At 60.5% G+C, this 25,202-nt stretch carries 21 protein-coding genes; 15 read left to right on the forward strand and 6 right to left on the reverse strand.

The features are described from left to right. Window positions 1-23: 23 nt before the first annotated feature. On the reverse strand, window positions 24-1,016 hold the full coding sequence (gene hpnA / locus SMD27_RS01795) for a hopanoid-associated sugar epimerase (RefSeq protein ID WP_320506625.1): 993 nt from the start codon (window positions 1,014-1,016) through the stop codon (window positions 24-26). Window positions 1,017-1,227: 211 nt separating this feature from the next. Between hpnA and murJ the strand changes: the two genes are divergently transcribed. The 3 genes from murJ (at window position 1,228) to SMD27_RS01810 (ending at window position 4,425) form a co-directional block, all read left to right on the forward strand. After that, entirely contained in the window at window positions 1,228-2,781 is a 1,554-nt protein-coding gene (gene murJ / locus SMD27_RS01800) for a murein biosynthesis integral membrane protein MurJ (RefSeq protein WP_320506626.1), read from the forward strand. Between the two features lie 45 nt (window positions 2,782-2,826). Further along, window positions 2,827-3,933, forward strand: a complete 1,107-nt coding sequence (locus SMD27_RS01805; RefSeq protein WP_320506627.1) for an NAD(P)/FAD-dependent oxidoreductase — start codon at window positions 2,827-2,829, stop codon at window positions 3,931-3,933. A gap of 261 nt (window positions 3,934-4,194) precedes the next feature. After that, window positions 4,195-4,425, forward strand: coding sequence for a hypothetical protein (locus tag SMD27_RS01810; RefSeq protein WP_320506628.1), 231 nt, complete (start codon window positions 4,195-4,197; stop codon window positions 4,423-4,425). Between the two features lie 101 nt (window positions 4,426-4,526). Here the strand turns inward: SMD27_RS01810 and SMD27_RS01815 are convergent, their stop codons facing one another. After that, on the reverse strand, window positions 4,527-5,693 hold the full coding sequence (locus SMD27_RS01815) for an aminotransferase (RefSeq protein WP_320506629.1): 1,167 nt from the start codon (window positions 5,691-5,693) through the stop codon (window positions 4,527-4,529). Window positions 5,694-5,747: 54 nt separating this feature from the next. Next, a complete protein-coding gene (gene gcvA / locus SMD27_RS01820; RefSeq protein ID WP_320506630.1) occupies window positions 5,748-6,713 on the reverse strand; it encodes a transcriptional regulator GcvA in 966 nt (321 codons plus the stop codon). Between the two features lie 179 nt (window positions 6,714-6,892). On the opposite strand from gcvA, the gene arfB reads away from it, so the two are divergent. Further along, window positions 6,893-7,315, forward strand: a complete 423-nt coding sequence (gene arfB, locus SMD27_RS01825) for an alternative ribosome rescue aminoacyl-tRNA hydrolase ArfB (RefSeq protein WP_320506631.1) — start codon at window positions 6,893-6,895, stop codon at window positions 7,313-7,315. A 26-nt stretch (window positions 7,316-7,341) separates the two neighbouring features. On the opposite strand, the gene SMD27_RS01830 is transcribed toward arfB, so the two are convergent. Genes SMD27_RS01830 through exbB form a run of 3 tightly spaced genes read right to left on the reverse strand, consistent with a single transcriptional unit; the run spans window position 7,342 to window position 9,317 of the window. After that, complete coding sequence (locus SMD27_RS01830; protein WP_320506632.1) at window positions 7,342-8,205, reverse strand: energy transducer TonB family protein; 864 nt, start codon at window positions 8,203-8,205, stop codon at window positions 7,342-7,344. Beyond that, window positions 8,202-8,624: a TonB system transport protein ExbD gene (exbD, locus tag SMD27_RS01835; RefSeq protein WP_320506633.1), complete on the reverse strand. Its 423-nt coding sequence runs from the start codon at window positions 8,622-8,624 to the stop codon at window positions 8,202-8,204. The genes SMD27_RS01830 and exbD overlap by 4 nt, the downstream gene beginning before the upstream one ends. Window positions 8,625-8,627: 3 nt before the next feature. Further along, a complete protein-coding gene (exbB, locus tag SMD27_RS01840) occupies window positions 8,628-9,317 on the reverse strand; it encodes a tonB-system energizer ExbB (protein ID WP_320506634.1) in 690 nt (229 codons plus the stop codon). Between the two features lie 112 nt (window positions 9,318-9,429). Between exbB and SMD27_RS01845 the strand changes: the two genes are divergently transcribed. The 11 genes from SMD27_RS01845 to SMD27_RS01895 all read left to right on the forward strand — a co-directional run bounded on the left by SMD27_RS01845 (window position 9,430) and on the right by SMD27_RS01895 (window position 23,840). Next, window positions 9,430-9,780 (forward strand): hypothetical protein, encoded by a 351-nt coding sequence (locus SMD27_RS01845; RefSeq protein ID WP_320506635.1) that lies wholly within the window; start codon window positions 9,430-9,432, stop codon window positions 9,778-9,780. Between the two features lie 235 nt (window positions 9,781-10,015). After that, entirely contained in the window at window positions 10,016-11,218 is a 1,203-nt protein-coding gene (locus tag SMD27_RS01850; RefSeq protein ID WP_320506636.1) for a PepSY-associated TM helix domain-containing protein, read from the forward strand. Between the two features lie 141 nt (window positions 11,219-11,359). After that, the gene (locus SMD27_RS01855; RefSeq protein ID WP_320506637.1) at window positions 11,360-13,573 is read left to right on the forward strand and encodes a TonB-dependent receptor; all 2,214 of its coding nucleotides are present in this window, start codon (window positions 11,360-11,362) and stop codon (window positions 13,571-13,573) included. 88 nt (window positions 13,574-13,661) lie between these two features. Then, complete coding sequence (locus SMD27_RS01860) at window positions 13,662-14,342, forward strand: Fe2+-dependent dioxygenase (RefSeq protein ID WP_320506638.1); 681 nt, start codon at window positions 13,662-13,664, stop codon at window positions 14,340-14,342. Between the two features lie 71 nt (window positions 14,343-14,413). Further along, window positions 14,414-15,520: a mandelate racemase/muconate lactonizing enzyme family protein gene (locus SMD27_RS01865; protein ID WP_320506639.1), complete on the forward strand. Its 1,107-nt coding sequence runs from the start codon at window positions 14,414-14,416 to the stop codon at window positions 15,518-15,520. Window positions 15,521-15,856: 336 nt separating this feature from the next. Further along, window positions 15,857-15,949 (forward strand): potassium-transporting ATPase subunit F, encoded by a 93-nt coding sequence (locus SMD27_RS01870; RefSeq protein ID WP_320506640.1) that lies wholly within the window; start codon window positions 15,857-15,859, stop codon window positions 15,947-15,949. A gap of 18 nt (window positions 15,950-15,967) precedes the next feature. Continuing rightward, entirely contained in the window at window positions 15,968-17,695 is a 1,728-nt protein-coding gene (gene kdpA / locus SMD27_RS01875) for a potassium-transporting ATPase subunit KdpA (RefSeq protein WP_320506641.1), read from the forward strand. A gap of 32 nt (window positions 17,696-17,727) precedes the next feature. Next, entirely contained in the window at window positions 17,728-19,782 is a 2,055-nt protein-coding gene (gene kdpB, locus SMD27_RS01880) for a potassium-transporting ATPase subunit KdpB (RefSeq protein ID WP_320506642.1), read from the forward strand. Between the two features lie 27 nt (window positions 19,783-19,809). Further along, on the forward strand, window positions 19,810-20,376 hold the full coding sequence (gene kdpC, locus SMD27_RS01885; protein ID WP_320506643.1) for a potassium-transporting ATPase subunit KdpC: 567 nt from the start codon (window positions 19,810-19,812) through the stop codon (window positions 20,374-20,376). 28 nt (window positions 20,377-20,404) lie between these two features. Beyond that, a complete protein-coding gene (locus SMD27_RS01890) occupies window positions 20,405-23,170 on the forward strand; it encodes a sensor histidine kinase KdpD (RefSeq protein ID WP_320506644.1) in 2,766 nt (921 codons plus the stop codon). Then, window positions 23,136-23,840 carry a response regulator transcription factor gene (locus SMD27_RS01895; RefSeq protein WP_320506645.1) on the forward strand — a complete coding sequence of 235 codons (705 nt, stop codon included), beginning with the start codon at window positions 23,136-23,138 and terminating at the stop codon, window positions 23,838-23,840. Before SMD27_RS01890 ends, SMD27_RS01895 begins: the two co-directional genes overlap by 35 nt. Window positions 23,841-25,202 lie beyond the last annotated feature (1,362 nt).

The raw sequence follows: 25,202 nt of genomic DNA on the forward strand, positions 1-25,202 counted from the left end.
TAGCGACTCCAGAGGAATGATCCTCAATGGAGATAACCGTTCCGGCTGAACCAGTCGACAGCGTCGGCAAGGGCCGCCTCGGCCGGCCGCGGTTTATAGCCGAGCCGGCTCATAGCCCGGTCGCTGCTGAAATACATTTTCTTGCGCGCAAGCCGCACCCCGTCGCGGGTGGCGAAGGGCTCGCCCCCGGTGACCCGCGCCCAGACTTCGGCCAGCCCGGCGATTGGCATGACCACGTCATGCGGGATCTGGAAGCGGGGGGCCGGCCGATGGGTCAATTTGGCGACGATCGCCAGAATCTGCGCCAGGGTGAGGTTTTCGCTGCCGAGAATGTATCGCTCGCCGATCCTGCCCCGATCCATCGCCAATAGATGGCCGGCGGCAACATCATCGACATGCACGACATTGAGCCCGGTATCGACAAAAGCCGGCATGCGGCCGCGGGCGGCATCCACCACGATCTTGCCGGTCGGCGTCGGCTTGCTGTCGCGCGGACCGATCGGCGTCGAGGGATGCACGATCACCACCGGCAGGCCCTGGTCCTCGATGAGGCGCTTCACTACGGCCTCGGCGGCATATTTCGATTGCTTGTAAGGGCCGATCATGTCGTCGGCAGTCGCCGGCGTATCCTCATCGGCGGGCTGCAGTTCATCAGCCGGGAGTCCCAGCGTGGCAACGCTGCTGGTATAGACGATTCGCCGGACCCCCGCCGCGGCGGCGGCCTGCATGATATGCCGGGTGCCTTCAACATTGGCCGCGAACATTGCAGCGGGTTTCGGTACCCACAGGCGGTAATCCGCAGCGATATGGAAGACCGAGTCGCAGCCCTGGACCGCCCGTTCGACCGACTGCCGGTCGGTCAGGTCGCCCGTCACGACATCCAGTCTGAGACCCTCGAGATTGCGCCGGTCGCTGCTGGGCCGGATGAAGACCCGCACGGTTTCGCCGCGCGCCAGTAATTGACGCACCACGGCGGAGCCGACGAAGCCGGCTGCACCTGTTACGAGAGCGGTCATCCTTGAACCTCTTGTCGCCTCTGAATATCCAGCGCGTGGAGTATTCCGACGCCGGTCGAATCCAGTCTCAATTTCGCCGAATTTCGAGCGCTTCTATGATCGCCAAAGCTTGCCAGGAACTGACGGAGCCGGTGATTCGCCCTGAGGCAGCCTGGACTTTGATATGGTTATGTTATTCTGTTTGGGTAATCGATAACAGCCTCTGGGTACTATGTTCAGCCTGAAATCTGTCGCGACCGTCGGCGGCCTGACCCTTACCAGCCGCGCGCTGGGTTTTCTGCGTGAAATGATGATCGCCCATCAATTGGGTACCGGTCCGGTGGCGGAAGCGTTCTTCGTCGCCATGCGGCTACCCAACCTGTTCCGCCAGATGTTCGCGGAAGGCGCTTTCAATTCGGCCTTCGTGCCGATGTTTGCCCGGCGGATCGAGGAACAGGGGAAAAGCGAAGCGAAAGTCTTTGCTGAACGGGTCCTCTCGGTCCTGCTGATCATTCTGTTGCTGGTAACGATCGGTGCGGAACTGACCATGCCCTGGCTGATGCGAGTCTTTGCGCCGGGCTTTCATGTCTTTCCCGAGAAATTCCGCCTCGCGGTCCTGCTGACCTCGATCACCTTTCCCTATCTGCTCTTCATGTCGCTTTGCGCCCTGCAAGGCGGGATCCTCAATTCGTTGCATAAATTCACCGCCGCCGCAGCCGCCCCGATCATGCTGAATCTGACCCTGATCGGCACCTTGCTGATTCCCACAGATAGTGACGAGCAGGCCGGCATCATTCTGGCTTGGGCAGTGACCTTGGCCGGCGTCCTGCAGTTCGTCTGGCTGGCATGGGCGTGCCATCGGGCCGGGATGCGGCTTGGCCTTCGCCGGCCGCGGCTCGGCCCCGATGTGCGCCGGTTGATGAAGCTGATGGTTCCCGGCCTGATCGGCGGCGGCCTCAATCAGATCAACATGGCGATCGCCACCATCCTGGCGACGTTGCAAGCCGGCGCCGTCTCCTATCTCTATTACGCCGACCGCCTGTATCAACTGCCCTTGGCTCTGATCGGATCAGCGATCGGGGTCGTGCTGTTGCCGTCGCTGACCCGCGCCCTGCGCAGCGGTCAGCCCGTGGATGCCAATCGCATTCAGAACCGCGCGATCGAGCTTGGCCTTTCGCTCTCTCTCCCGGCGGCCGTCGCATTGATCATCGCCAGCCATCCGGTCATCGCCGCGGTCTACCAGCGCGGTGCCTTCGCTTCCCAGGATACTTTTGCGGTGGCCGCCGCCTTGTCAGTCGTGGCAGCCGGCTTGCCGGCCTATGTGCTGAACAAGGCATTGACGCCGGGCTTTCTCGCCCGCGAAGACACGATGACGCCCTTCCGCTTTGCCATGATCGCGGTCGGCGCGGATATCGTGATTGCCATCAGCCTGTTTCACTTCATCGGTTATATCGGTATCGCCGCCGGGACCGCGGGCGCTGCCTGGATCAATGCCGCCATGCTTTATATGCGTCTGCATCGGCGCGGCTTGCTGAGCCTTGATACCAGGATCAAACGCGTAGCGCCCCGCCTGATCCTGAGCGCGGCGCTGATGGGGGCCGTGTTATGGGGCGCAATCCGTCTGGGCCAGCCTTATCTGAACGGTAGCGAAATCAACCGGATCGGCGCCTTGGCGGTGCTGATCCTGATCGGTCTTGCCACTTATGGCATGGCGGTCTTGCTGACCGGTGCCGTTTCGGTCCAGGATCTGCGCCGTCGCAGGCGGCCGAGTGCGACGGGGGCGTGACGAACTGCTGAACACTATCCCGGCCAGACAGTATCGGGGCGAACAATGGATGAAGTCGAATGTGTGGTAGTTGGGGCCGGGGTGGTCGGCCTTGCTATCGCCCGAGGCTTGGCATGTCAGGGGCGGGAAGTTCTTGGCCTGGAAGCAGCGCCGATCATCGGCAGCGAGACATCGTCGCGCAACAGTGAAGTCATCCATGCCGGCATTTATTATGCCAAGGGCAGCCTGAAAGCCCGCCTTTGCCTGGCCGGACGGGATGCGCTCTATGACTTCTGCGCGAGCCGCGCCGTGCCACATGCACGGCTGGGCAAGCTGATCGTCGCCAGCCATCCGGCACAGCTCGGCCAGCTCGATGCCATCGCCGCCCGCGCCGCCGCCAATGGCGTCGACAATCTGCGATTTCTGGACGCCGCTGAAATCGGCAAAATGGAACCTGCACTGAAAGCCAGTGGCGGCCTGTTGTCCCCGTCCACCGGCATCATCGACAGCCATGCCTTCATGCTCGCCTTGCAGGGTGACGCTGAAAATGCCGGCGCCACCTTCGCCTTCCGCACGCCGGTTCTGCGCGGCGAGATTGTCGCCGACGGCTACCGCCTGGAAACCGGCGGCGATATGCCCATGCAATTGAAGACAAAATATTTGGTCAATGCGGCGGGGCATGGCGCCTGGGATTTGGCAAGGCGGCTGCGCGGCTATCCGGAACATCTCATCCCGAACCAGGCTCTCGCCAAGGGGAATTACTTCACCTTGCAGGGACGTTCACCGTTTCAACGACTGATCTATCCGGTGCCCGAGCCGGGCGGCCTGGGCATCCACCTGACCATCGATCTTGGTGGGCGTGCCCGCTTCGGCCCGGATGTCGAATGGGTGGGCAATCTGGATTACCGCATCGACCCGACGCGGGCCGATCGTTTCTACCCCGCCATACGGCGTTATTGGCCGGACCTGCCGGACGGTGCCTTGGAACCGGCTTATACCGGTATCCGGCCCAAATTGGTCGGTCCCGGCGAAGGCGATGCTGATTTTCGCATTGACGGTCCGATAGTGCACGGACAGCCGGGCCTGGTACAACTCTTCGGCATCGAAAGTCCCGGCCTCACCGCGTCCTTGGCCATCGGCGCTCTGGTGGCGCAAATGCTCTCCGACAGCTAGCCTGCAGAGCGCGAGCAATGCTTGCTTCGGACGACAGATAATCTCAGTTGATCGAAAGGGTCAGGTAGCGATCTATGGCTATAGCGATGATGCAAACATGAGCGTCATCACAGACAGGGATCGTGCCATGTGCAAGACTCACTTCATGCGGCGGCCTTCGACGGTATGCCGTCGATGTAGCGATATCTGACCGCCCGAGACAGTCGGGTGGTCGGCCCTCCCAATCGCTCAGTTCCTGTCATGGCTCCATCGGAGAACATCATGCAAAGCCGTGTCCACCAGACCCCTCTTCATCATAACGAAACTGTCGTCGGCGTTCTGACGGAAGAAAAGGCCAGCAAATCCAGCGTCAAGAATTACCGTTTCACTGCCTTGGATCCGCGTTTCCGTCTGCTCGACGGCAGTAAATTCTACGGCTTTCAGAAGGCAATGGCCGCGATCAACCGGGTCGGCCACTTCGTCGATCATCCGGTGCCGGCCAACGAGCGGTAGCAACGTCGTCTAACCACCGGGCGATGTCCTCCCCCCTCCCAGAACCATCGCCCTAAACTCGGGCAGCGCCACATTCCAGGGATTTTGGGCGCTGCCCATTTTTATGCCAATCCGGCAAGGCGCTCCAAAGCGGCGTCGAGCACTTGGTCCTGTTTGGCAAAGCAGAAACGAATGACGGAACGCACCGGGCGGGCACTGTAGAAGGCGGAAAGCGGAATGGCGGCGACCCCCTGGCGTTCGACGAGGTCGCGGCAGAAGGCTACATCATCCGCCTGCCCCGCTGTCGCTTGACCCAGTTTGGCGATATCGATATTGGCGAAATAGGTACCTTGGCAGAGCAGAACGTCGAGGCCGAGATGCTGCAAGCCGGCGATGAAGCGATCTCGGCGGCGTTGCATGTCTGCCGCAAGATCACGGAAATAGTCATCCGATTGCGTCAGGCCATAGGCCACCGCCATCTGCAGATTGGGCGGCGTCGTGAAGGTCAGGAACTGATGCGCCTTGGCGATGACGCCGAGCACGTGCGGTACGGCGGTGACATAGCCGACCTTCCAACCGGTCAGGGAAAAGGTCTTGCCGGCAGAGCCCAGCTTGATCACCCGGTCGCGCAGACCCGGCTGCGCCAGCAGGCTGCGATGGTGCATACCGTCGAAGACGATATGCTCATAGACTTCATCGGCGATGACGAAGGCATCAGCGCCTTCGGCGATTTCGGCGATGAGCGCCATCTCGTCGACATCGAAGACGCGGCCCGTGGGATTCATCGGATTGTTGACGATGATCGCTTTGGTTCGCGGCGACACGGCCGCCACGAGATCGGCACGCTCCAGCCGCCAATGCGGCGGTGTCAGCGAGACGAAACGCGGTATCGCCCCGGCGCGCTGCACCAGCGGCAGATAGGCATCGTAGAAAGGTTCGATCAAAACGACCTCGTCGCCCGGCTCCACCAAGCTGAAGATGGTTGCGGCCAGCGCCTCGGTCGCACCAGAGGTCACCATGGTCTCGCTTTCCCAGTCGACGGCAACGCCATAAAAGCGCTGGGCATGGGCGGCGACGGCCTGACGCAGTTCCGGGAGGCCGAGCATCGGCGGATATTGATTCGATCCTTCCAATAGGGCCTTGGCGGCCCGTTCCAGTACTGCCGCCGGGCCGCGATCGTCAGGGAAGCCCTGGCCTAGATTGACTGCCTGATGCTGCCGCGCCAGGCGCGACATGGTTTCGAAAACGGTGGTGCCGAGGCCGGCATAAACAGGATTGGCGCTGCGCATTTCATCACTCGCTGAACGACTTTCCAGGCGATCATTGCCAGCAGCGCGGCGACGTCAAGCGGCATCGCTTTTGCGACGATGTTTTATCCGGCTTGTAACGGCCGTTTCGCCGGGTGCGATTTCCGCCATGAGCCAGTCGCGAAAGATCGCGGTGGTCGCATTGGCGGCCCGCTCTGGCGGATAGACCAGGAAATAAGCGAGCTCGATCGGCGTCGCTCTGTCGCCCAGCTGCACCAAACGACCGTCGGCGATGTCATACTGCACCAATGACGCTTTGGCTAAAGCAACCCCAAGGCCATTGGCTGCCCCTTCCAGGACGAAATTCGATTGATTGAAGCGCGGCCCGCGTTGCCAGTCGACTTCGCTGATACCTGAGGCTTTCAACCAGCTTTTCCAGTCAGGGCAAGTGGGATCCTGATCGGGACTGTCGTCATGCAGCAACGTCGCGGCCCGCAACAAGGCCGGCAGATCCGCTGCGTCCCGGCCTTCGAGCAGCTTAGGACTGCACACCGGAAACACACTTTCACGCATCAGCAGATCGGCTTGCAGGCCGGGATAACGGCCATGGCCGTAGCGGATCGCAAGATCGATCGGCTCGGCCGCGAAATCGGTCAGTTCCATCGTCGCAAGGACGCGGACATCGATATCCGGATGCTGACCGACAAACCGATCGAGGCGCGGCAAGAGCCATTTCGTCGCGAAGGACGGGGCCACGGAAACGCTGAGCGTCCGCGTATCGTCAGTCCAATCCCCTTTCAGCAGCGTGGCCTGCAATTGCGCAAATGCGTCGCTGACCCCCGGCAAAATCTCGGCCCCCTGCGGGCTGAGGACAAGTCCTTTCGGCGTGCGCTGAAAGAGCTTCACCCCAAGCTCCTCTTCGAGCTGGCGCACTTGCAGGCTGACTGCAGACGCCGTGACATGCAGCTCCCCTGCTGCTGCCGCGAAGCTGCCATGGCGCGCCGAGGCCCAAAAAGCGCGCAAAGCGTTCAAGGACGGTAATCTGCGCAACGGCCCTGCCATCTCCGCCTCCCAATCACTATATACTCTATCAAATTAATAGAGATAACCTTTCCCTTGGCAAGCGGAAATTTCACCGCTCACCTGTCTAGGCTTTTAGTTGTGGACGCTGGATTTTATGCTCTTTATCGGCGTGCCGTAGCTGGCTATATTCGGGCCAATTTATTTGGTTACATTGCGCCATGATCAGAATCACCCATAGCATCGCCCTCGATGAGGCGGAAATCGAGACGCGGTTTATCCGGGCCTCAGGACCGGGCGGCCAGAATGTCAACAAACTGTCGACAGCCGTACAATTGCGTTTCGACGTCCGCCATTCGCCGGCTTTGCGCGAGGATGTGCGGACTCGCTTGATGCGGCTGGCCGGTCGGCGCATGACCCAAGACGGCATATTGGTCATCACGGCGCAGCGTTTCCGCACCCAGGAACGCAATCGGCAGGATGCCATTGACCGTCTCAGCGAGTTGATCCGTGCCGCAGCCGTCGCGCCAACGCCGCGCCGGGCCACCAAGCCGAGCAAGGCGGCTAAACAGCGGCGGCTGGAGAGCAAGGCCCGGCAATCGACGGTCAAGCAGTTGCGACGGCAAAAGCCAACCGCAGAGTGAGGTACAGAGCGTAGGCCGATCCGAAACTACTTCGGCATGAATACGATCGGCAGCTTGATCGCATGCAGCCGCGTCTCATCATATTCGGCCGGCGGCGGCGGCAAGGGATTGGCGCGGTCCACCAGGGCCAAGGCAGCATCATCGAGCCGGTGATCGCCCGAACTCTGCGCAACCGCGCGGCTGAGAATCTGCCCCTGGCGGTCGATCGCGACATCAATATAGGCCGTCATCGGCCGATGGTGGCGCATGCGCGGGCTTCGCTTGAAGCTGATCAGATGCGCCGATACCTGCGATTCCCAATTCTTCTGCGCTTCCATGGCTGCCGCCAAGCTGGCCATTTCAGCCTCTTTCTTGGCCGCCTCTGCGGCCTCGCTCTGGGCCTGCGCCTGTTCGGCCGGCTTTATCGGCACCTGCGCGGTTTCCTTGCTGTCCTCGACCGGTTTGACCGGGACCGGCGGCGGTGGCGCCTCAGCCGGTTTCGGTTTTTCCCTTTTCTTCTTCTTTTTCTTCTGCGCCTCGGGCGGCTTCGGCTTCACCTGATCCAAGGCAACTTCGGATTCCACCTTGGGGACTTCGACCTTTGGACTCTCGGGCTGCGGCGGCGTAGGTGGCTCGATCGCCGGCGTTGGACGCGGGGGCTCGATCGCGACCTGTTGCGGCGGAGGCGGCGGAGGTGCTGGTTGTGCGTCGCCAAGGTCGATCATGATGGCGGGCGGCGGCGCTGCCATCGGCGGTGCCGGCTTGCTCCAATCGAGTATCGTCGCTGCCCCGGCGGCATGAACCGCGAGTACTGCGATCAGGCAAGCGCCCCAGCGCAGGAGCTCTCTGCCCCTATCATGCCCCCGCTCCTGCGGCCCCATGGACATAGCAGCCGCCTTTGGTCCAGTCATTGCGTCGCCTTCTCTAGGCCGACCAACGCCACCTTGAGATAGCCGGCATCACGCAAGGCATTCATCACCGACATCAGGTCGCCGTAGCTGACCGTCTTGTCGGCGCGGAGAAAAATGCGTTGCTCCTTATCGCCTTTAGTGGCGCCGTCCAGAAACGAAGCGAGATTGTCGCGCTTCACGGGATCGTTGCCGAGCGCCAGGGAGAGATCCGCTTTCACGCTGAGGAAGAGCGGCTTGCTGGGCCGTGGCTGCGGTTTTGCCGAAGTGCCTGGCAAATCTACCGGGACGTCTACCGTGGCCAGCGGCGCCGCGACCATAAAGATGATCAGCAGAACCAGAATGACGTCGATGAAAGGTGTTACGTTGATATCGCTGTTTTCCGCGAGATCGCTGTCACCGTGATCGAGACGGACAGCCATGCCTCACTCCGCCGCCTTCGCATAAGGCGCGGCATTGCGATCCAGCTCCCGCGATACCAGGCGCAGGATGGCTGCCGACATATCCCCCACCGAAGCCCGGTTGGCGGTGATGGTCCGGGCGAAGAGATTGTAGATGACAACAGCGGGGATCGCAGCCACCAGACCGATCGCGGTCGCCAGCAATGCCTCGGCGATGCCGGGCGCGACGACGGCGAGATTGGTGGTCTGCGCCTTGGAAATGCCGATGAAGCTGTTCATGATGCCCCAGACCGTGCCGAACAGACCGACGAAAGGCGCTGTCGAGCCGATCGTGGCGAGGATGCCGGTCCCACGCCACATCGACCGCGCGGTCGCAGCCTCACCTCGTTCCAGCCGAGATGCGACGCGTTCCTTCAATCCGTCAGGCGATGCGTCACCCGCGAGGCGGAACTCCGCCTGAACCGCATTGAAGAGCGTTACGCCCGGTCCACGCAGGCGGCTCAATTCTTCGGCCGCAGCGCCAAGAGAGCGCGCCTCTGACAGTCGGCCCAGCGCTGCAAGTGTACGGCCGCGCGTGATCCAGAGTTCGACCGCCTTTGCCAGGAAAACCGTCCAAGTGATGACCGAGGCAAAAGCAAGACCGAGCATGACCGCTTTCACCACGATATCGGCATTCATGAACATGCCCCAGGGCGAGAGGTCATGGGGCAGCAAAGCCGTCGCCAGAGGCTCATCGTCCGTCGCATCTTCAGATGCTTGGGGCGAAGCCGCATCCTGCGAAGACGGTTCAGATAAAGTCCAGGGCCGAGATTGGACGGTGTTTTCGATGGGCTCGGGCGTGGCAGCTGGTGCTGTCGCCGCTTTGTCCGGTCCCGGCATCAGAGACGGGGTAGCGCTCTCGCTCGCCGTTGCCGAGGCGGCCGGCTGCCACGACTGGTCCTTTGCCCAGCCGGTGGCTGGTATGAACAGGGCCGCCGCCAATAAGACGATCGAGATCATCGCCGCTTTCATCATCGTGACTGCCTTCATCCTTGATCAGGTTGCCGCGATCAGCGGCGGCGCATATAGCGGCCGGACCGAACCGCCGGATTTGTCCCTGCCAGTTCCCCAAGCGATCTCGCGGACCGGCTACCGGGCAGGCCGGTCGATCGCGTTCCGGGCTGGATATCGCAAATGAGAACAATTCGCAATCTCAAAATAGCTTGTTAGTTCGGGAATGCTGTCTTTACAAAATCCTTACATTAATGCAATTGATAATCATTCGCATTACCGCTAGACACCGCTCGATTGCCGGTTGCGCTTGATGCCGGCGGTTGGGTTGTCGCGACGAGAGATGCGCTGTTCAGTATCGCTCGGCCGGGACGCAGCCATTCGGCACGAGCCGGGTCGCTCTCCTCGTAACGGGTTACAGTATGGCCAAACGAGAGACATCTTCTGCCTCCAGCTTTTCCGCACGCCGCCTCTTAGGCCAGATCCACCTTTGGAGTGGATTGATCCTCTGCCTGCCGCTTGTGTTGATCGGCCTGACCGGTAGCATCCTGGTCTTTCAGGAAGAGATCGACGCGCTGACGAACCCGATCCCACATGCTGCGACGGGCGGCGAGATGCAGCCGATCGGCACCATGATCGCTGTCGCCGAAAAAGCCCTTGCCAATTCGGCGATGGAGGGCAGAAAAGTAGTTGCTATTACCCTGCCCCAGGAATTGGGCGAACCGGCCATTATTCGCATGTCGGCACCGCGTGCCGGCGGCGGACCCGGCAGTGGCGGGCAGATCCTCCTCGATCCAATCACGCTGGGCGTGCTGGATATTCGCCAATCCGGTGACGGCATCATGCAGATCGTGCATCGGCTGCACGCCAATCTGCTGATCGCCGGCCGGGACGGTCGGACCATCGTCGGGTGGCTAGGTGTCGTCATGCTGGTATTGGGAGCAAGCGGGACCGTTATCTGGTGGCCGCGCAACGGACGTTGGCGGCAAGCTTTCATGGTCAAATGGGGCACCCGCCCCTTGCGATTCAACCGCGATCTGCACGGCGCCATCGGGATCTGGGGATTGGCTGTCTTCATGGTGGTGAGCTTCAGCGGTGTCTACCTCGCCTTCCCACAAGCCATCACAGCCGGCATCGGTAGCATTTTCCCGGCCCGCGATCTGCGCAGCCAGGATATGCAGCTTAAGGCCTCGCCGATCGCAGGGGAGGTGCCTCTCGATATCGACCAGGTCATCGACCTGGCACGGCAGAACGCGCCGTCAGCCGTGCTTCGCAATATCGCCCTGCCGCAGCGGAAGGATCAGCCCTATCGCCTGATGCTGGCTCAACCGGATCAAGTCGATGGAACGCCCTTGGCAACGCTCTATATCGATCCGTGGTCACAAAAGATTTTCGTCAATCGCAGCCCAGCTGATTACAGCCTCGGCGAAAGCATTCTCGCTTGGCAGCGGCCCCTGCATGAAAGCGCGGGCCTTGGCTGGATCTGGCGCATCCTGGTTTTTTTCAGCGGCCTGCTGCCACTGCTTTTCAGCGTCACAGGCATCACCATGTGGCTGCTGAAACGCCGCAACCGCAAGAAGGCTGAAAACCAACAGAACAAAGCAGCCGTCGCAATCATGGACTGAGTGGCGGCCAGAAATCGGCACACGGGGGTGACCGTTTTCAGGACGTCTTGGCTTGAGGAGGGAGTTGTCGCGCCGTCGGCGCATAGGGGATTTTGCCACCAGGGAAAAGACGCCCGTCTCATCACGTATTGGAGAGGGCAAATGGGGATACTGAGTAAAACCGGTAAGGGCGTTTCTGCTTCAACCGATAATCTGGGTGGGATCCGCGGTCTGATGCGCAGCGGCATGGCACCGGTGGCGGGCAGCCTTGCATCGGTCCTGGTCGCAACCGGCGCTGCGGCGCAGAGCGCACCGGCCGCGACCAACAACAACCAGATCAATCTACCGTCCGTTCAGGTCGATGCCGACCAGAACAAGGAGGAATCGACCGATTACAAGACGACCAGTCCGAAGCTGGACCGGTTGCCAACCGATCTGCTGGATACGCCACAAACCATCGTGGTCATCCCACAGGAGATCGTGAAGGAACAGAACGTCACCACACTTAAGGATTCGCTGCGCAACGTCTCCGGCATCACCTTCCAGGCAGGTGAAGGCGGCACCCAGGGCGATGCCATCAATATTCGCGGCTTTTCGGCGCGCAACGACATCTTTCGAGACGGCGTCCGTGACAATGGTTGGTATACGCGTGACATGTTCAATACGGAAGCGACCGAGGTCTATATGGGACCGTCGTCGATTCTGTTCGGCCGTGGCTCGACCGGCGGCGCCATCAACATGGTGACAAAAGAAGCGAAGGAAGGGTCCTTCATCGACACCACGCTGACCGGTGGCACCACCCCGCTGGGCCGGCTGACCTTGGACGTCAATCACGAATTCTCAGAGAAGTTCCAGGTCCGGCTGAACGCCATGGGCCAGTATTCGGAAGTGCCCGACCGCGATGTGGTGCAGGATAACCGCTGGGGTGTTGCGCCATCGATCCGCATCGCTCCATCGGAGAAGACGACCATTACCCTGGATTATCTTTATCAGGGCGAGGATAGCATCCCGGATTACGGCGTTCCCTTCCTGTGGGGCAAGCCGGCGCCGGTCAAACGGAGCAATTTCTATGGCATCGAGGATTCCGATACCACCCGGGTCGCCGCCCATGTCGGGACGGCGCGGATCGAGCATGAACTCACCGATGAGATCAAGCTGGCCAACACATTGCGATATAGCAGCGTCGATCGCTTTTCCCGGCCGACACCGCCTTCCGTCGTTGGTACGCCAGCGAAGGGCACGCCGCTCGACGACATCCAGGTTCAGCGCCGGCGTTTCCAAACAGAGACGGATTATTGGAGCTTGGTCAATCAAACCAATCTGCAGGCAAATTTCGATACCGGCTTCCTAAGCCACTCGCTGGTCGCCGGATTGGAAGCGTCCCGGGAAGATCGCGATCAGGGGCGTCACAACATCAATGGAACACCGAATACCAATCTCGCCGATCCTAGCCATAACGACGACTTCGACACGACCAAGGCGCCGAAAACCGCCAACGACACCAAGTTGACCGATGTCGCCCTCTATATCTCCGATCAGGTCAAGATCGGCGAGTATGTGGAAGTTCTTGGCGGCTTCCGCTGGGACCGGTACAGCACGGATTTCCACAGTGTCAACCACGGCACGGGCGAGCGTGTGACGCTCAGCCAGACCGATAATATCTACAGCTATCGCGGCGGCCTGGTGTTGCATCCGTCGGAAAATTCCAGCGTCTATGCGATGTATGGCACGTCGGCCAATCCCTCGTCGGAATTCGGCACGCTGAGCGACGGGACGGTCGATCTCGATCCGGAAAAAAACAATGTTTACGAAATCGGCGGCAAGATCGATCTGTTCGATGCCCGGCTTGGCTTGAATGCCTCGGTCTTCCGGGTCGACAAGACCAATGCTCGCGTCGCGGAAGATCCGGATGTCGCCACCAGCCCGCAGGTGCTCGACGGTAAGCAGCGGGTCCAGGGCGTCGCCGCCGGCATTACCGGCCGCATCGCCGAGGATTGGCAGATCTTCGCCAACTACACCTTCATGAAATCCAAGATCCGCAAGACCAGCGATGAAGACCAGCTGGGCAACGAACTGACGAATACGCCAGAGCACAGCTTCTCGCTCTGGACCAGCTATCAGATCATCGATGGCCTGACTGTCGGTGGCGGCGCAACGTTCCAGAGCGGCGTTTACACCAATGCGGACAATACCAACAAAGTGCCGTCCTTCTGGCGGTTCGACGCCATGGCGAGCTATGACTGGAACGAGAATATGGGCGTGCAGTTGAACGTCTATAACCTCACCAACGAGCTCTATTATGCCGAATCTGCCGGTTCCCGGGCCGTGCCGGCGGCGGGTCGATCGGCCAGTTTGACGGCGCATCTCCGCTTCTGATACCGACTGTTCCCGCCCGATTGCCGGCATTCAGTCCCGCCCGGTTGCGCTTGCAGCCGGGCGGCCCCTTTTAAAGGAGAACCGCGCCATGATGGTCCAGATTCCCCAGGTGCTGACGCCGGAGCAGGTCGCCCATTGCCGGCGGGTTTTCGATGCCGCCGACTGGGTGGACGGGAAGGTCACCGCCGGACATCAATCGGCCAAGGCAAAACAGAATCTGCAATTGCCGGAAGAGAGCCCGGCAGCCCGGGAACTGAGCGATCTCGTCCTGCAGGCATTGGAACGCAATCCGCTCTTCATTTCGGCGGTCCTGCCGCAGCAGATTTTTCCACCGCTGTTCAACCGCTATGACAGCGCCATGAAATTCGATTCCCATGTCGACAACGCGATCCGCAGCAGCAATCTGCTGCGTCAGCGGCTGCGGACCGACGTATCGGCAACCTTGTTCCTCTCCGAACCCGACAGTTACGACGGCGGCGAATTGGTGGTCGAGGACACTTATGGCAGCCATGCCGTCAAACTCGCTGCGGGAGATATGATCGTCTATCCTTCCAGCAGCCTGCACCATGTCATGCCGGTGACGCGGGGATCGCGCCTCGCCTCTTTCTTCTGGGTGCAGAGCATGATTCGCGATACCGGCCAACGCGCCTTGCTGTTCGACCTCGATATGTCGATCGGCCAGCTGACCCGCGATCACCCGGATCATCCGTCCATCATCATGCTGACCGGCTGCTATCATAACCTGCTGCGACAATGGGCCGAGGTTTGAGATAGGCCCCTATCGCGTGGCCGGGCAGCAATGTTAGGGTGGACGACCGCTCACTTAACTTGGAATTCGGGATGCGTATCCGTCGCCTGTCAGCCTACCGCCTCGACCAGCCCTTCCGGGACGGCACCTATACCTGTTCCGGGGGCCGCAGCGCTGAAGGCTTCGATTCTCTGGTTGTCCGGCTCGACACCGATAGCGGCGTTACCGGCTGGGGCGAAATGGCGCCGCTGGGCGCCTTCTACGATCCGTCCTTTTCCGCTGCCGCACGGGCCGGCTTTATCGAAATCGCACCGCTGCTGATCGGGCAGGATCCACGGCAGGTCACAGCGATAAACCGGCGCATGGACCTGCATCTCAAGGGGCATCCCTACGCCAAATCCGCCATCGACATGGCCTGTTGGGATGCATTTGCGAAGAGCGCGGGACAACCGCTGGCCGAGATGCTGGGCGGGCGGTTCGGCGAGAGCGTCGATCTCTATCGCTCGATCCCTCAGGCCGCACCCGAGTGGATGGCCGAACGTGCGCGGAAATATCTGGCGGAAGGCTATCGCCGGCTGCAAGTCAAGGTCGGGCTCGACCCGGATGAGGATATCGAGCGCATGGCGGCCGTGCGCGCCGCCGTGGGCGGCGATGTCACCCTGTTCGCCGATGCCAATGGCGGTTGGTCAACCCATCAGGCGCGCCGCTTCTTGCGGGCTACGCGAGATCTCGATTATTACCTGGAGCAGCCCTGCGCCACCTATGATGCCTGCCGTGCGCTGCGACCGGATTGCGACCGCCCCTTGATCCTCGACGAATCGATCGATTGCTTGCTGGCGCTGCTCCAGGCGCATCATGATCGCGTTGTCGACGGCATCACCATCAAGATCGCCCGGGTTGGTGGCGTCACCCGCGCCGCCCGCATCCGGGATGTGGCGGTGGAGCTGGGCCTGGCCGTCACGGTCGAAGACACCGGTGGCGCCGAGATCGACACCGCCGCGATGATTCACCTATCGCTTTCCACGCCGGCGGGACAGCGACTGCATACGGTCGATTTTCATAACTGGGTAACCCGCCCCAACGGCACCGGCATTCCTCAAACGCGCGATGGTAAAATCTCCATTGGTGACGAGGCCGGGTTAGGGGTTTCCGTCCTGCAAGACGAACTGGGGATGCCCTTCGCCACTTACGGCAACTGATTTAGCGATCAAATTCGCTTATCTGAATCCGCATGGCGGCTTTGCGGACGGGTGGCTCTTCTGTTGTCCTGCAATGCCTTAGCAGGAACGCTCCGCATTTCTTTATACCGTCTTTACGTCCCTTTATATCGAACCCTCTCGCTTTCTTATGCTCCCTTAACGACCCTTTCATACGCGTCAGTCGCAACCGATTGCGTTGTCGCTAAAGCCGACCAGGTCGGCGCTATGAATTCGGGGTTAACATGTTGGACGTGATTTTCCTGGGGGCCGGTATCGGCCTCTTTGTGCTTGGCATCATCTATCTTTTCGCCTGTGCGCGGGTGTGAGGAGGCAGCCATGTCAACACTTGATATCGCCATCGGCGCCATCATCACCGTCGGCCTGATCGTGTACATGGGCATTGCCATGCTCTGGCCGGAAAAGCTCTGAAGCGAAGGCACATCTATCATGACAATCAATGGTCTTTTGCAGATCGCAGTTTTCTGCGTTCTGATCGTTGCGCTGGTCAAACCGCTGGGCGGTTACATGACCAAGGTCTTCGACGGACAGCGCACCTTCCTCTCACCGGTCCTTGTGCCGCTGGAGAAGCTCATCTATCGGATCTGTGGCGTACGCGAAAAAGAGGATCAGCATTGGCTGGTCTATGGCGTCGCCATGATGCTCTTCAACCTGGCCTGTTTCGCCTCGCTTTATGCGATCCTGCGGCTGCAGGCCTATCTGCCGTGGAATCCTCGCGGCTTCGCCGGCATGGCACCTGATCTCGCCTTCAACACGGCGATCAGCTTCACGACCAATACCAACTGGCAGAATTACGGCGGCGAAAGCACGCTCAGCTATTTCAGCCAGATGGCGGGCCTGACGGTGCACAACTTCGTTTCCGGCGCCACCGGCGTGGCCTTGGCCGTGGCCCTCATTCGCGGCTTCGCCCGCAAGCAGGCGCAGGCAGTCGGCAACTTCTGGGTCGATCTGACGCGTTGCACACTCTATATCATGCTGCCGGTCTGCTTCGTCGCAGCGTTGTTCCTGGTTTGGCAAGGCATGCCGCAGAACATGAGCGACTACGTCCAGGCCACCACCATTGAGGGTGCCCAGCAGACGATCGCCCAGGGGCCGGTTGCCTCGCAAGTCGCGATCAAGGTGTTCGGAACCAATGGCGGCGGTTTCTTCAACGCCAATGCCGCGCATCCTTACGAGAATCCGACGGCTCTGTCGAACCTATTGCAGATGGTCCTGATTTTCGCCATCGGCGCGGGCTTGACCAATGTCTTCGGCCGCATGGTCGGCAACCAGCGGCAGGGCTGGGCGATCTTTGCCGTCATGGGGGTTCTGTTCGTTGTCGGTGCTTTGTTCTGCTACTGGGCGGAAGCCCAGGGCAACCCTGCTTATAGCAGCCTGCCGGTCGATCAGCTCGCGGGCAGCCTGCAGGCCGGCGGCAATATGGAAGGCAAGGAAGTCCGCTTCGGCACCGCCAATTCGGCGCTCTTTGCCACAGTGACTACGGCAGCTTCCTGCGGTGCGGTCAATGCCATGCATGACAGCTTCACCGCTTTGGGCGGCATGGTGCCGCTGATTAACATGCTGCTCGGCGAGGTGATCATCGGCGGTGTCGGCGCCGGTCTTTACGGCATGCTGATCTTTGCCATCATCGCCGTCTTCATCGCTGGCCTGATGGTGGGCCGCACGCCGGAATATGTCGGCAAGAAGATCGAAGCGCGTGAAGTCAAGATGGCGATGCTGGCACTGCTCTGCGTGCCGCTGGTCGTGCTTGGCTTCACCGCCACTGCGACCATCCTGCCCTCCGCCTTGAAGAGTATTCTGAATGCCGGTCCGCACGGCTTTTCAGAAATCTTCTATCTCTTCACCTCCAGCGCGGCGAATAACGGCAGCGCGTTCGGCGGCATCACCGGCAACACGCCTTTCTACAATACGACAGGCGCCATCACGATGTTTGTCGGCCGGTTCTTCATCATCATCCCGGCCATGGCGATCGCCGGATCGCTGGCAGCGAAGCGGCTCACCCCGCCCAGCGCCGGCACCTTCCCCACACACGGTCTACTCTTCATCGCGTTGCTGCTGGGCGTGATCGTCATCGTCGTCGGTTTGACATACTTCCCGGCCTTGGCTCTGGGTCCGGTGGTCGAGCATCTGATGATGCTGAACGGACAATTGTTCTGAGCCAGGCTGACAGGAAATCTCTGGAGTAAATTATGACGCAGAAAGCGAAACAGATCTCGATCCTTGATAGCGAGATCTTGAAAGCGGCGGTCCGCGATTCCTTCGTGAAGCTGGATCCGCGTAAAATGGTGCATAACCCGGTGATGTTCGCGGTGGAGGTGGTGGCCGTGGGCGCCACTATCCTGGTCCTGCGCGACCTGGCGGCCGGCAAATCCGTAATGTTCTCCGCCCAGATCGTTTTCTGGCTGTGGCTGACTGTGCTGTTCGGCAACTTCGCCGAAGCGGTGGCCGAAGGCCGCGGCAAAGCCCAGGCGGATGCCTTGCGCAAGACCCGCAGCAAGGCGATGGCGAAGAAATTGCGCCAAGTGGGGGATACCAGCTATGAGACCGTCTCAGCGCTGGCTCTTGGTCCGGGCGATATCGTCCTGGTGGAAGCCGGCGATCTCATTCCCGGCGACGGCGAGGTGATCGAAGGCATTGCTTCGGTGGACGAATCGGCGATCACCGGCGAATCCGCGCCGGTGATCCGCGAGAGCGGCGGCGATCGTTCGGCCGTCACCGGCGGCACCCGCGTGCTCTCCGACTGGATCAAGATGAAGATCACGGCGGCACAAGGCTCGACCTTCCTCGATCGCATGATCAAGCTGGTCGAAGGCGCCAAGCGGCAGAAGACGCCGAACGAGATCGCGCTTAACATCCTGCTTGCCGGCATGACCTTGATCTTCATCCTGGCGACGGCCAGCATCCCGAGCTTCGCCGCTTATGCCGGCGGCAGTATCTCGATCATTGTGCTGATCGCGCTCTTCGTCACCCTGATTCCAACGACGATCGGCGCGCTGCTATCGGCGATCGGTATTGCCGGGATGGACCGGCTGGTGAAGTTCAACGTGCTCGCCACCTCGGGCCGTGCGGTCGAAGCGGCGGGCGACGTCGACACGCTGTTGCTCGACAAGACCGGCACCATCACGCTGGGCAACCGTGTTGCGTCCGCGCTGATCCCCCTGCCCGGCGTCAGCGAGCAGGAACTGGCCGACGCGGCGCAACTTTCCTCGCTGTCGGACGAAACCCCGGAAGGGCGTTCGATCGTGGTCCTGGCCAAGGAAAAATATGGCCTGCGCGGCCGCGACATGGCGCCGATTCACGCCGAGTTCGTGCCCTTCACGGCACAGACCCGGATGAGCGGCATCAATATCGACGGCTCGAGCATCCGCAAGGGTGCGGTGGATTCGGTAATCGACTATGTCCGCCAGCTGAAACCCGGCCAGTACACGCCGCAGGCGGAACTGACCAATATCGTCGAGACCATTGCGAAATCCGGCGGTACGCCCCTCGCCGTCGCCAAGGATGACCGTATCCTGGGCGTCGTCCATCTGAAGGACGTGGTCAAGGGCGGCATCCGCGAACGCTTCAACGAGCTGCGCCGCATGGGCATCCGCACGGTGATGATCACCGGCGACAATGCCCTGACCGCCGCCGCGATTGCCGCGGAAGCGGGCGTCGACGACTTCCTTGCCCAAGCCACGCCGGAAACCAAATTGAAGTTAATCCGCGACGAGCAGGCCAAGGGCAAACTGGTGGCCATGTGCGGCGACGGTACCAATGACGCCCCGGCTTTGGCCCAGGCCGATGTCGGCGTCGCCATGCAGACCGGTACGCAGGCCGCCCGCGAGGCCGGCAACATGGTGGATCTCGACAGCAACCCGACCAAGCTGATTGAGATCGTCATGATCGGCAAGCAATTGCTGATGACACGCGGTGCCTTGACCACGTTCTCGATCGCGAATGACGTGGCGAAGTATTTCGCCATCATCCCGGCAATGTTCGCGGCCTTCCTGCCGCAGCTAGGCCTGCTCAACATCATGGGATTGCGTTCGTCGGAAAGTGCCATCCTGTCGGCGATCATCTTCAACGCCTTGATCATCGTTGCGCTGATCCCGCTTTCGTTGCGCGGCGTGCATTATGCCCCGCGCGGTGCTGCCGCTTTGTTGCGCCGTAATATCCTGGTCTACGGCATCGGCGGCATCATCGTTCCGTTCATCGGCATCAAGGCCATCGACATCGTCGTTTCGGCCCTGCATTTGGTCTAACCTGCTTTAGGTCTAAGGAGACCGGTTATGTTATCGCAATTACGCCCCGCCATTCTGATGCTGGTGGTGATGACTGCCTTGTTGGGCATCGCCTACCCCTGGGCGGTGACCGGCATCGCACAGGTCGCCTTTTCGGATCAGGCAAATGGCAGCCTGATCGAGAAAAACGGCAAGGTGATCGGGTCCAGCCTGATCGGCCAGACATTCGCCGGCGAACGCTACTTCCATGGCCGCCCCTCGGCGGCCGGCCAAGGCTATGACGCGTCAGCCTCCAGCGGTTCCAATCTGGGTCCGACATCCAAGGCTCTGATCGATCGTATCGGCAACAGCGTCGCCGAACTGCGGAAGGCCAACAACAAAACGGTGCCGATCGATCTCGTTACAACCTCCGGCAGTGGCCTCGATCCCGACATCACACCGGAGGCGGCCGAATACCAGATCGACCGTGTTGCACAGGCTCGCGGGCTGCCGGCCGAGCAAGTGCGGAACCTGGTGGAAAGCCAGGTCCGAGGGCGTCAACTTGGTTTCCTTGGCGAGAAACGCGTGAACGTGCTATCCCTCAATCTGGCGTTAGACGCGCTACTGACGAAGTAAAGACGATACAAGATGAAAGCCGTCTCTGATGTCAGATCCGGTTCATAAAGAGACCGAGAGACGCCCCTCGGCGGACGCGCTTCTTGCCACCAGCACCGAACGACATCAGGGGCGGCTCAAGATTTTTCTTGGAGCCGCCCCGGGCGTTGGCAAGACCTATGAAATGCTGTTGGCCGGCAAGGCAAAACAGCGTGAAGGCGTCGATGTCATCGTCGGCCTTGTCGAGACGCATGGACGGGTGGAAACCCAGGCCTTGCTTGAGGGCCTGGAAATCCTGCCGCGCAAGGCAATTCCCTATCGCGACCGCACCTTAAGCGAGATGGACCTCGATGCCATTCTCGCCCGCAAACCTAAATTGGTCTTGGTCGATGAGCTCGCCCATACCAACGTTCCAGGCAGCCGCCACGCCAAAAGGTATCAGGATGTTGAAGAAATCCTGTCGGCTGGCATCGACGTCTATACGACGCTCAACATTCAGCATCTGGAAAGCCTGAACGACGTCGTCGCCCAGATCACTCATGTCCGCGTACGCGAAACACTGCCGGATCACGTCATCGACCAGGCAGATGAAGTCGAGGTCATCGACCTCACACCGAAGGACCTGATCCAGCGGCTGCACGAGGGCAAGATCTATACGCGCCATGTCGCTGATCGAGCCCTCACCCATTACTTCTCCGAGGGCAATCTTACCGCCTTACGCGAGATGGCGCTTCGTCGCACGGCCCAGCGCGTCGATGAGCAGATGCTGTCCTATATGCAGGCCCATGCCATTCATGGTCCCTGGGCAGCCGGTGAGCGAATCGTCGTGTGCATCAATGAGCACCCGAGCTCGCTCAGCCTGGTCCGCCACGCACGGCGCGCAGCCGATCGCATGCAGGCGAAATGGGAAGCGATCTATATTGAAACGACACGTCATCAATCGCTATCCGAAGCGGATCGTGATCGTATCGCAAGCGCACTGCGGCTGGCCGAACATCTTGGCGGCAGCGCTGTCACCATTCCTGGACGGCACATCGCCAGCGACCTCATCGATTATGCGCGACAAAACAATGTCACCCAGATCATCATCGGCAAGTCCCGGCGCTCGCGCTGGTTCGAAATGCTGCATGGTTCCGTGGTACATGACCTGGTGCGTCGTTCCGGCAATATCGGCGTTCACGTCGTCACCGGCGAGAGCGCGATGGATCGCACCATTGAAAAGGCGGAGGGTGGTCGAGCGACCAATGTCGCACCCGCTACATCGGTGGTCAGTTTCACGCCCTATCTCGTCAGCACGGCGATGGTGGCATTGGTGGTCGCGATCGGTTTTCCGATCAATGAACGTATCAGCCTGCCGAATATCTCGATGGTCTTCCTGGCAGCCGTGTTGTTCAGCGCCATCCGCTATGGCCTGTGGCCCTCGCTGTTTGCCTCGCTGCTCAGCACGCTTGCCTATAATTTTTTCTTCCTCCGCCCGCTCTTCACGCTGACGGTTTCCGATCCGTCGAATATTGTCGCCCTCATCTTCTTCCTGATCGTTGCCGTGCTGATCAGCCAACTCGCAGCCCGGGTGCGGTTGGAAGTGAAAGCCTCGCGCCAACGGGCTGCTTCAACAGCGGCGCTATATGGTTTCAGCCGCAAGATCGCGGCGATCGGCGAGATGGATGATTTGCTCTGGGCAACGGCCCACCAGATCGCGTCGATGTTGAAGCTGCATGTCATCCTGCTCCTGCCGGAGGAAGGCGTCCTGCAGGTCCGCGCGGGATATCCGCCGGAGGATGAATTGAACGAGGCCGATCTGGCGGCCGCCACCTGGGCCTGGACACAGGGCAAGCCAGCCGGACGCGATGCCGAAACCCTGCCTGGCGCGCGCCGCCTGTTCCTCCCCTTGCGGACCGAACGTGGGCTGGTCGGCGTCATGGGTATCGACCGGGAACAGGCTGGTCCACTGCTGACGCCCGATGAACGGCGGCTCCTGGATGCAATCAGCGATCAGGCCGCCATTGCCATCGAGCGCATCAATCTGGCGACCGATATCGATCAGGCACGGGTGATCGCCGAGACGGAACGCCTGCGGTCGGCGCTGCTCACCTCGATCTCGCACGATCTACGCACGCCCCTCTCCTCGATCATCGGGTCGGTTACCAGCCTGCGTTCCTTCGGCAAAAGCTTTGATGGCGAAACCCGGGACGAATTGCTGTTGACCATCCAGGAGGAAGCGGAACGGCTCAATCGCTTCGTCGGCAATATTCTCGATATGACGAAACTGGAATCCGGCTCGCTCCGGCCCAAGGACGGGCCGGTCGATCCGGAAGACACGATCTTTGCGGCGACCAGGGCTGCGTCACGCCTATTGACGCATCATCGCCTGGTTCTCGAGATCGCGCCGGATTTGCCGCTGCTACGCCTGGATTCCATCCTGTTCGGCCAGGTCTTGTTCAACCTGCTGGATAACGCCGCGAAATACGCGCCGCATGGTACCGCCATCACCATAAGGGCGCAGCTGAGCGACGACAATCTGCGCATCCAGGTCATGGATGAAGGTCCAGGCATCCCGCCCCAGGATCTTGAGCGCATTTTCGATAAGTTCTTTCGCGTTCATGGGGGCGATCGCCGGCGGGCGGGAACCGGCCTCGGCCTGGCGATCTGCCGCGGTTTCGTCGAGGCGATGGGCGGGCAGATATTCGCCGAGAATCGACCGGACCGGAGCGGTGCTTGTATCATCATCGCTTTCCCCGGCAAATTAACCGTATCACGCAGCGAAATCGACCAACTGACAGATGAGCAACGAGACACGTATTCTGATCGTCGATGACGAACCGGCCATTCGCCGTTTCCTCCGCAGTTCGCTCATCGCGGCGGGTTTCGCGGTGGAACAGGCGGAGACGGGGGCCGACGCATTGACCCTGAACCGCCAGATGAAACCTGATCTGGTGATCCTCGATCTTGGCCTTCCGGATCTCGATGGATTGGATGTGATCCGGCAGTTGCGCGCCACCTCTTCCGTGCCGATCATCGTTCTCTCGGTCCGCAACGACGAATCCGGCAAGGTCGTGGCACTGGATAACGGTGCCGACGATTATGTAACGAAGCCCTTCGGGGTTGAGGAGATGCTGGCCCGTATCCGTGCGGCCTTGCGCCACCGTCTCCAGGAACAGGGCCATGGACCGGTTTTTCAGAACGGCGATCTGAGCATCGACTTCCTCCAGCGCAGCGTCAAATTGCGCGGCAATGAACTGCGATTATCGCGGCGGGAATACGATCTCCTGCGTTTCCTGGCGGAGCATGCCGGCAAGGTCATCACCCACCAGCAACTCCTGACAGCGGTCTGGGGTGAGGCCCATCGCAACGACGTCGAATATCTCCGCGTCTATGTCCGGCAATTGCGTCAGAAGCTGGAAGACGACCCGCAGCAACCGGCCTATTTGCAGACCGAGCCCGGCGTTGGTTATCGCCTGCGTCTTCTCGAACCGACCGCATCCTGAAAGGCCCGCGCACAGCTTCGCCAAGCCGCAGGCCGTAGGCCTTTATATGAATATTCGCTTATATCCCTCCGCCTTCAGGGTATTAAATCCTGCTCGACAGCTAAACCTCACATTTTAAGGCGCACAGAGATACTTTGAATCCGACATAAATCCGCAATTAGGACTTTGTATGTTCCCCCACCTTTTTAACTAAAATTTAAGCAGGTAGGGCATGCTTGAACTTCTCTCAACATCGAGTCGAATTGCGCTTTCTCTCTTTATTATCGCCGTGCCCTCATTGGCGCTGGCGGATGATTTTTCCCTGACCACGGATTCCACCACCAGCCAGACGATCACCGGCGACGAAACAGGAACGGTCGGCAAGGGCGTCACGCTCTCCGTCGACGCGGACAGCGACAGCGAGACGGCAGTCACCTGGGATGACGGCACATCTGGAAAAGTGACCCTCACCAATAACGGGACCATCCAGTCCAAGACCGATCGCGCTTTCGATACCTCCAGCGGCGGCGGCGCGGATTATTCGATCGATCTCACCAATAACGGCTCGATTATCGGCTTCGACGATTCGATCCGAATCAAGTTCGACATCGCAGGCATGATCACGCTGGTGAACAGCGGCACGATTGCCTCCAATGGCGGCGGAGATGCGGGCCAGGCGATCGATTTCGGCTCGTTGCTCGAGAGCAACGGCTCGGTCAGCATCACCAATAAGGCCGGCGGCGTCATCAGCTCCGACGGCAACGATGCCATCGCCATTGGCGACACCGCCACACTGAACCTGACCAATGCGGGTAAAATTCTCGCCATCAATGAAGACCAGGATGTCCGCGGCATCGACATCTCCAATGATGATGCGGTTGGCAAGACACGAAACGTTTCGATTCTGAACGACACAACCGGGCTGATCCATTCGGACGATGACGCCGTCCGGATCGATTTCGACGTCAATGGCGGCACCGTCACGCTGGAGAATCGTGGCACCATCATTTCGGAATTCGGCCAAGCCGTTGACTTCAATGCGCTAGCGAATGATGCCGGCACCGGAGCAGGTACGGGCACAACCACGATCAACATCATCAACACCGCAACCGGCATCATTCAGGCCAATAATGCCGACGGCATCCGTCCGGGACAGAGCACCACGGTCACCAATTACGGTCATATCACCGCAACGAATAGCGACATCAACGAGTCGAGCGATGCCGTCGATTTCCAGGATTTCAGCGGCACGGTCATCAATAAAAGCGGCGGCGTGATTGACGGTTTACATGCCGGCGTCACCGGTGCCCAAGTCAATACGCTCAACGAGAAGGGCGGCACGATTATCGGCCGCAACGGTTCGGGCGTGAATGTCGACGGCAA

Source organism: Dongia soli (assembly GCF_034044715.1).
Taxonomy (GTDB): Bacteria; Pseudomonadota; Alphaproteobacteria; order Dongiales; family Dongiaceae; genus Dongia_B; species Dongia_B soli.